Source organism: Citrobacter gillenii, from assembly GCF_013337685.1.
Lineage (GTDB): Bacteria > Pseudomonadota > Gammaproteobacteria > Enterobacterales > Enterobacteriaceae > Citrobacter > Citrobacter gillenii.
In genome coordinates, this window is record NZ_SUQN01000006.1 from 462,108 (window position 1) to 470,723 (window position 8,616).

At 49.9% G+C, this 8,616-nt stretch carries 6 protein-coding genes, 1 tRNA gene and 1 rRNA gene; 6 read left to right on the top strand and 2 right to left on the bottom strand.

Annotated elements, in window-relative coordinates:
• The 6 genes from FCH32_RS16715 to FCH32_RS16740 all read left to right on the top strand — a co-directional run bounded on the left by FCH32_RS16715 (window position 1) and on the right by FCH32_RS16740 (window position 8,219).
• Window positions 1–3,114 carry an efflux RND transporter permease subunit gene (locus FCH32_RS16715; protein ID WP_174361228.1) on the top strand — a complete coding sequence of 1,038 codons (3,114 nt, stop codon included), beginning with the start codon at window positions 1–3 and terminating at the stop codon, window positions 3,112–3,114.
• 269 nt (window positions 3,115–3,383) lie between these two features.
• On the top strand, window positions 3,384–3,605 hold the full coding sequence (locus tag FCH32_RS16720; protein ID WP_096755452.1) for a lipoprotein: 222 nt from the start codon (window positions 3,384–3,386) through the stop codon (window positions 3,603–3,605).
• 458 nt (window positions 3,606–4,063) lie between these two features.
• Window positions 4,064–5,089: an amino acid ABC transporter substrate-binding protein gene (locus tag FCH32_RS16725; protein WP_096755451.1), complete on the top strand. Its 1,026-nt coding sequence runs from the start codon at window positions 4,064–4,066 to the stop codon at window positions 5,087–5,089.
• 69 nt (window positions 5,090–5,158) lie between these two features.
• Complete coding sequence (locus tag FCH32_RS16730; protein ID WP_174361229.1) at window positions 5,159–6,340, top strand: amino acid ABC transporter permease; 1,182 nt, start codon at window positions 5,159–5,161, stop codon at window positions 6,338–6,340.
• A gap of 9 nt (window positions 6,341–6,349) precedes the next feature.
• Window positions 6,350–7,453: an amino acid ABC transporter permease gene (locus FCH32_RS16735; RefSeq protein ID WP_174361230.1), complete on the top strand. Its 1,104-nt coding sequence runs from the start codon at window positions 6,350–6,352 to the stop codon at window positions 7,451–7,453.
• A gap of 7 nt (window positions 7,454–7,460) precedes the next feature.
• A complete protein-coding gene (locus FCH32_RS16740; RefSeq protein ID WP_096755448.1) occupies window positions 7,461–8,219 on the top strand; it encodes an amino acid ABC transporter ATP-binding protein in 759 nt (252 codons plus the stop codon).
• Window positions 8,220–8,379: 160 nt separating this feature from the next.
• Here FCH32_RS16740 and rrf read toward each other — a convergent pair.
• Together rrf and FCH32_RS16750 are read right to left on the bottom strand one after the other, a co-directional pair.
• Window positions 8,380–8,495 (bottom strand): 5S ribosomal RNA (gene rrf / locus FCH32_RS16745).
• 38 nt (window positions 8,496–8,533) lie between these two features.
• Window positions 8,534–8,609: transfer RNA gene (locus FCH32_RS16750), tRNA-Thr, on the bottom strand.
• Window positions 8,610–8,616 lie beyond the last annotated feature (7 nt).

Here is an 8,616-nt window from a genome sequence, read left to right on the forward strand (position 1 = left end):
ATGGCAAACTTTTTTATTAGGCGTCCTATCTTTGCCTGGGTACTGGCCATCATTTTGATGATGGCGGGTGCGCTGGCAATCATGCAGCTGCCCGTGGCGCAGTATCCTACTATTGCCCCTCCTGCCGTTGCGATTTCCGCAACCTACCCAGGTGCGGATGCGCAAACCGTGCAGGATACGGTCACACAGGTTATCGAACAAAACATGAACGGTATCGATAACCTGATGTATATGTCATCCACCAGCGACTCAGCTGGCAGCGTGACTATCACGCTGACGTTCCAGTCCGGCACCGATCCTGATATTGCTCAGGTACAGGTACAAAACAAACTGCAGCTCGCGACCCCATTACTGCCACAGGAAGTCCAGCAGCAGGGTATCGGCGTTGAGAAATCAAGCAGCAGCTTTTTGATGGTCGCGGGCTTTGTTTCTGACAATCCACAGACCACGCAAGATGACATCTCGGACTATGTCGCCTCAAACGTTAAAGATTCCATCAGTCGTTTAAACGGCGTGGGCGACGTGCAGCTGTTTGGTGCACAGTACGCCATGCGTATCTGGCTGGATGCGAATTTATTGAACAAATACCAGCTCACACCGGTTGATGTCATTAACCAGTTGAAGGTGCAAAACGATCAGATAGCCGCAGGCCAGTTAGGCGGGACACCTGCATTACCTAATCAGCAGCTTAACGCTTCGATAATTGCGCAAACACGCCTGAAAGATCCTCAAGAGTTCGGCAAAGTGACATTACGCGTGAACAGTGATGGCTCTGTTGTTCACTTGAAGGATGTGGCGCGCATTGAGTTAGGTGGAGAAAACTACAACGTCGTTGCCCGTATTAACGGTAAACCGGCATCCGGCCTTGGTATCAAGCTGGCTACCGGTGCTAACGCGCTGGATACCGCCAACGCAATTAAAGCTAAACTGGTCGAACTGCAACCGTTCTTCCCGCAGGGAATGAAGGTTGTTTACCCATATGACACCACGCCGTTCGTCACCATCTCTATTCATGAGGTAGTGAAAACACTGTTCGAAGCGATCGTGTTGGTGTTCCTCGTGATGTACCTGTTTCTGCAAAACATCCGCGCCACGCTCATTCCAACCATCGCCGTGCCCGTCGTATTACTGGGTACCTTTGCCGTACTGGCAGCGTTTGGCTACTCGATAAACACCCTGACGATGTTCGGGATGGTACTCGCCATCGGCCTGTTGGTCGATGATGCGATAGTGGTGGTCGAGAACGTTGAACGCGTGATGATAGAAGAAAATCTCCCCCCCAAAGAGGCGACGGAGAAATCCATGTCGCAGATTCAGGGGGCGTTGGTGGGTATCGCCATGGTGCTGTCTGCGGTGTTTATCCCGATGGCCTTCTTTGGTGGTTCCACCGGGGCAATTTACCGCCAGTTCTCAATCACCATCGTTTCTGCCATGGCACTTTCGGTACTGGTCGCATTGATTTTGACCCCTGCGCTCTGTGCCACATTGCTCAAACCGGTGTCAGCAGAGCACCACGAGAAAAAGAGCGGCTTCTTCGGCTGGTTTAATGCCAAATTCGATCACAGCGTCAACCACTATACCAATAGCGTCAGTGGCATTATTCGTAAAACCGGACGTTATCTGGTCGTCTATCTGATCATCGTTGTGGGAATGGCGGTGCTGTTTATGCGCCTACCCACCTCCTTCCTGCCGGAAGAAGATCAGGGCGTATTCCTGACCATGATTCAACTTCCGGCTGGCGCAACACAAGAACGTACCCAAAAGGTGCTGGATCAGGTCACCCACTACTACCTGAACACGGAGAAAGCCAACGTTGAAAGCGTCTTTACGGTTAACGGCTTTAGCTTCAGCGGACAAGGGCAAAACTCAGGGATGGCGTTTGTCAGCCTCAAGCCCTGGGAAGAGCGTAGCGGAACGGAAAATAACGTTGAATCGATTATTGCCCGTGCGACCCGCGCCTTTAGCCAGATTCGTGATGGTCTGGTATTCCCCTTCAACATGCCCGCCATTGTTGAATTGGGCACGGCAACTGGCTTTGACTTTGAGCTGATTGACCAGGGAGGACTGGGACACACGGCGTTAACCCAGGCACGTAATCAGTTGATGGGGATGGTCGCCCAACACCCGGACCTGCTGGTTCGTGTACGCCCTAATGGCCTGGAAGATACCGCACAGTTCAAGCTGGATGTCGATCAGGAAAAAGCGCAGGCGCTGGGTGTTTCGCTATCTGATATTAACGAAACCATTTCCGCTGCACTGGGCGGCTACTACGTCAATGACTTCATTGACCGCGGCCGCGTGAAAAAAGTGTACGTCCAGGCTGATGCAAAATTCCGTATGTTGCCGGAAGACATCAATAATCTCTATGTCCGCAGCGTCAATGGCGAAATGGTGCCATTCTCAACATTTAGCTCTTCTCAATGGGTCTATGGTTCACCGCGGCTGGAACGTTACAACGGTATGCCATCAATGGAGCTACTGGGAGAAGCCGCACCGGGTAGAAGTACCGGTGAAGCCATGGCGATGATGGAAAGCCTGGCAGAAAAACTGCCAACCGGTATCGGTCATGACTGGACCGGTATGTCTTACCAGGAACGCCTGTCAGGTAACCAGGCACCTGCGTTGTATGCCATCTCGTTAATCGTTGTCTTCCTTTGCCTTGCCGCATTGTATGAGAGTTGGTCGATCCCCTTCTCCGTCATGCTCGTGGTTCCACTGGGTGTTGTGGGCGCGCTACTGGCCGCGTCGCTACGCGGAATGAATAACGATGTGTACTTCCAGGTCGGCTTGCTTACCACCATCGGTCTCTCTGCCAAAAACGCCATACTGATTGTGGAATTTGCCAAAGACCTGATGGATAAAGAGGGTAAAGGCTTGATTGAAGCGACGCTGGAAGCCTCCCGCATGCGTCTTCGCCCAATCCTGATGACTTCGCTGGCCTTTATTCTGGGGGTTATGCCGTTGGTAATCAGTCGCGGCGCAGGTAGTGGCGCACAAAATGCGGTTGGTACCGGTGTGATGGGGGGAATGCTCACCGCCACATTGCTCGCTATCTTCTTCGTTCCTGTCTTCTTTGTTGTCGTTAGACGACGTTTTAGTCGACACAATGATTAATTTGTAAAATAAAGGCGTCTACGGACGCCTTTTTACCGGATATTGAGATCTTTATTTATTAATAAGATAGCCATTTATTTTTCCCACCCCTCAGAAAAAAAGCATTTATTGCTATCTGCTTTATTCATTATGTTTACAAACCACACGAATTGAGATTATTCCTCATGTCAGTCTTTTTTTAAGAGGTGGTAAAATAGCTTTCGATTTCGCAGATGGCTTTGCGTTTGTCTTTGCTTTATTAGCGAAACGTTTATTTTAGAGGTAACACCATGAAAAGATTAATTTCCGTTGCATTGCTGACAGCATTACTGGCAGGCTGTGCACACGATTCTCCTTGCGTACCTGTCTATGACGATCAGGGCCGCTTGGTTCATACCAATACCTGTATGAAAGGCACCACGCAGGATAACTGGGAAACAGCAGGTGCAATCGCCGGTGGTGCTGCTGCCATTGCCGGCCTAACACTTGGGATCGTTGCCTTAACCAAATGAATCCTCTTAAAAGCGCGGTACCTGCCGCGCTTTTAATCAGAATGATAATTATCATATAAGACAAAAGGTTGGTGTAAGACATCAATCATAGAATAAGATTATTATAGATTCCACTCACATATCCGCGATGTGAAATTAGCATTTTTTGTATTCTTCGTAACAACATGTCCTCCTATCGTTATTCTCACGTCATCAATATTACCGCCCGAAATCGTTATCCTGCGTCCTGTCTGAATTTTAAATTTTTTGCGCCGAAATGTGGCTTACGTTTCAATTTTGCACCACTTCAGGGCGCTGCATTTATTTTTTCCTGTCTACACTCTGCATATTGCGTCGAATATTCGGTCGCAAAAAACTGGCACTACCTTTGCTTAGAAGAGTATGGCCAAAGCCACAGACAGGTAAAAGACGTTTTCAAAACGTCTCCATAACAATAATTCCTCCACACAGGATGCTCTATGAAAAAGATGATAATAGCCAGCCTGGCTGCGGCCGGCGTGATGCTTGCGATCGCAAATCAGGCACATGCCGGCGCAACGCTTGATGCCGTAAAGAAAAAAGGATTTGTACAATGTGGTATCAGTGATGGTTTGCCTGGTTTTTCTTACGCCGATGCGAACGGTAAATTTTCGGGTATTGATGTCGATGTTTGCCGCGGTGTTGCCTCTGCCGTATTCGGTGATGATACAAAAGTAAAATATACTCCACTCACCGCCAAAGAACGCTTCACAGCGTTACAGTCCGGCGAAGTCGATCTTCTCTCACGTAACACCACCTGGACCTCTTCTCGTGATGCTGGTATGGGCATGTCCTTTACTGGTGTAACGTATTACGATGGCATTGGTTTTCTCACCCACAATAAAGCTGGTCTGAAGAGCGCTAAAGAACTGGATGGCGCAACGGTGTGTATTCAGGCAGGTACAGATACCGAACTGAACGTGGCCGATTACTTTAAGGCCAACAACATGAAGTACACCCCCGTCACCTTTGACCGATCGGACGAATCCGCCAAGGCACTGGAATCTGGTCGCTGCGATACGCTTGCCTCCGACCAGTCTCAGCTGTATGCCCTGCGAATCAAGCTAAGCAATCCTGCAGAATGGATCGTCCTGCCTGAAGTTATCTCCAAAGAGCCGCTGGGACCTGTCGTCCGCCGTGGAGATGACGAGTGGTTTTCCATTGTTCGCTGGACCCTGTTCGCCATGCTGAACGCTGAAGAGATGGGTGTTAACTCGAAAAACGTTGATGAAAAAGCAGCTAACCCGGCAACACCGGATATGGCTCACCTGCTAGGCAAAGAAGGTGACTACGGCAAAGATCTGAAGCTCGATAACAAATGGGCTTACCATATTATTAAGCAGGTAGGAAATTACGCGGAGATCTTTGAACGTAACGTGGGATCGGAAAGCCCGCTGAAGATCAAACGCGGACAGAACAACCTCTGGAATAACGGCGGCATCCAATACGCACCGCCGGTGCGTTAATCCGTAGCGATGTAACGGGCGCCGCAGCTGCGGCGCTCAGCCCAGAGTCACAGTTACCGAGGTTTTCTTATGCTCCATCGCCGCTCAAGCGTAAAAGGATCATTCTCCTTTTCTAACCCTGCGGTCCGCGCCTGGTTATTTCAAATACTCGCCGTCATTGCGGTCGTCAGCATTGCGGTCTACCTCATTCATAACACGATTAATAACCTGAGCAGCCGCGGTATTACCTCGGGGTTTTCTTTTCTCGATCGCAGTGCCGGATTTGGCATTGTTCAGCATCTGATTGATTACGAGCAGGGCGATACCTATGGCCGCGTCTTTCTGGTCGGTCTGCTTAATACACTGTTAGTCTCAGCGCTGTGCATTGTTTTCGCGTCATTTCTCGGTTTTTTTCTCGGACTGGCGCGGTTGTCGGATAACTGGTTACTGCGCAAGCTCTCAACGATTTATATCGAAACGTTCCGCAATATTCCCCCGCTGCTACAAATCTTCTTCTGGTATTTTGCTGTGTTACGTAATTTACCTGGCCCACGCCAGGCTGTTAACGCATTGGATATCGCATTCCTGAGCAACCGCGGGCTCTATATTCCGGCACCACAAATGGCAGAGGGTCTTGTTGCCTTTTGCGCTGCAGCCCTGATTGCTGCCATCATCTCCATTGGGTTATTTCGCTTTAATAAAATGCATCAGACTAAAACAGGTCAGTTACGACGGACCTGGCCTACGGCCCTGGCGCTGTTCGCTTTTTTACCGATGCTTTCACAGTGGATTTTTGGCGCAGCGCTACACTGGGATGTGCCTGAACTACGCGGCTTTAACTTCCGTGGCGGCATGGTGCTTATACCAGAACTGGCTGCGCTGACGCTGGCACTTTCGGTGTATACCTCCGCATTTATTGCAGAAATTATTCGCGCAGGTATTCAGGCCGTGCCTTATGGTCAGCACGAGGCAGCACGCTCACTGGGGCTGCCAAATCCGGTAACCCTTCGCCAGGTTATTATCCCGCAGGCGCTGCGCGTCATCATTCCCCCGCTGACCAGTCAGTACCTGAATATCGTAAAAAACTCCTCCCTGGCTGCAGCCATCGGCTACCCGGATATGGTTTCACTGTTTGCTGGGACCGTACTTAACCAAACAGGACAGGCCATTGAAACCATTGCCATTACCATGTCGGTGTATCTGATCATCAGCCTGAGCATTTCTCTGTTGATGAATATTTATAACCGTCGGATCGCACTGATTGAGCGCTAAGGAGCCATGATGACAAAAGCACTGCTGTCTCACCCCACGCGCCAGAACAGTAATCACGCAGGACGCGTTATTTTGTGGGTACGCAAGAACCTGTTCTCTAGTTGGTCAAATAGCCTGCTCACGCTGTTGTGCGTGTGGTTAATGTGGGCGTTTATTCCCCCTCTATTGAACTGGGCATTTCTACAGGCGAACTGGGTAGGATCTACCCGGGCAGATTGTACGAAAGCAGGAGCCTGCTGGGTGTTCATCCATGAACGCTCTGGCCAATTTATGTATGGACTCTATCCACACGATCAGCGTTGGCGAGTAAATCTGGCCCTGGTTATCGGTCTGCTTTCTATCGCCCCGATGTTCTGGAAAGCCATCTCCCACCGTGGTCGCTATATCGCCGTCTGGGCAGTGGTTTACCCCATTGTGGTCTGGTGGCTGATGTACGGTGGTTTTTTCGGTCTCGAACGTGTCGAAACCCGGCAGTGGGGAGGATTAACGCTAACCTTGATTATCGCCTCCGTCGGTATTGCCGGTGCACTTCCATGGGGAATTTTACTGGCATTAGGTCGTCGTTCTCATATGCCCGTCGTGCGGATTTTATCCGTTATTTTCATTGAGTTCTGGCGTGGAGTACCGTTGATCACCGTGCTGTTTATGTCCTCAGTGATGCTGCCATTGTTTATGTCGGAAGGTACCAGCATCGACAAACTAATTCGCGCGCTGGTTGGGGTGATCCTTTTCCAGTCTGCCTATGTCGCGGAGGTGGTGCGCGGAGGATTACAAGCCTTACCAAAGGGGCAGTATGAAGCCGCCGAGTCACTGGCACTAGGATACTGGAAGACGCAGGGACTGGTTATTCTTCCCCAAGCGCTTAAGTTGGTTATTCCCGGCCTGGTCAACACGATTATCGCGCTGTTCAAAGATACCAGCCTGGTCATCATCATAGGTCTGTTTGATCTTTTTAGTAGCGTACAACAAGCAACCGTCGATCCCGCCTGGCTGGGGATGTCGACAGAAGGCTACGTTTTTGCCGCACTGATTTACTGGATTTTCTGTTTCAGCATGTCTCGTTACAGCCAGCATCTGGAAAAACGTTTTAACACCGGGCGTACACCGCACTGAGGAATTTATGAGCCAATTATTAATGCCGTCTACCGACGCGATGATTACGCTGGAAAACGTCAACAAGTGGTATGGGCAGTTTCATGTTCTTAAGAATATTAACCTGAAGGTAAAACAGGGGGAGCGCATCGTATTATGTGGGCCTTCTGGCTCTGGTAAATCGACAACCATCCGCTGTATTAATCATCTGGAAGAGCATCAGCAAGGACGCATTGTGGTGGATGGGATTGAACTCAACGAAGACATCCGCAATATTGAGCGTGTCAGGCAAGAAGTCGGTATGGTCTTTCAGCACTTTAATCTCTTTCCGCATTTGACGGTCTTGCAAAACTGTACATTGGCCCCTATTTGGGTCCACAAGATGCCAAAGAAAGAGGCTGAGGTTCTGGCCATGCACTATCTTGAACGGGTTCGTATTGCGGAACATGCGCATAAATTCCCGGGACAAATCTCCGGAGGACAGCAGCAGCGTGTGGCTATTGCGCGCTCGCTGTGTATGAAACCCAAAATTATGTTGTTTGACGAACCCACCTCGGCGCTGGATCCTGAAATGGTGAAAGAAGTACTGGATACTATGATTGGCCTGGCGCAATCAGGAATGACGATGTTGTGTGTCACCCATGAAATGGGCTTTGCACGCACGGTAGCCGACAGAGTGATTTTTATGGATCTAGGTGAAATAGTGGAACAGGCACCCCCGGATGAGTTTTTTGCCAATCCACGTTCTGAACGTACGCGAGCGTTTTTATCGCAGGTAATACATTAATATTATCATCCAGTTGCATATAACGGCACTACATTTATCAGACCAATAATGGTACCAATCCTAAAGGTCGGATAGGGCGTTGACACCGTCATCTGGCCTTTTCTGAGTACACATAACGCAAAAAGGCCATCCTTTCGGATGGCCTTTTCACTTATTTGATGTCTGGCAGTTCCCTACTCTCGCATGGGGAGACCCCACACTACCATCGGCGCTACGGCGTTTCACTTCTGAGTTCGGCATGGGGTCAGGTGGGACCACCGCGCTACAGCCGCCAGACAAATTCTTTTCTACGTGCCGAACATTAACCTAAAAACTGGTGCTGATACCCAGAGTCGAACTGGGGACCTCACCCTTACCAAGGGTGCGCTCTACCAACTGAGCCATATCAGCACACTAA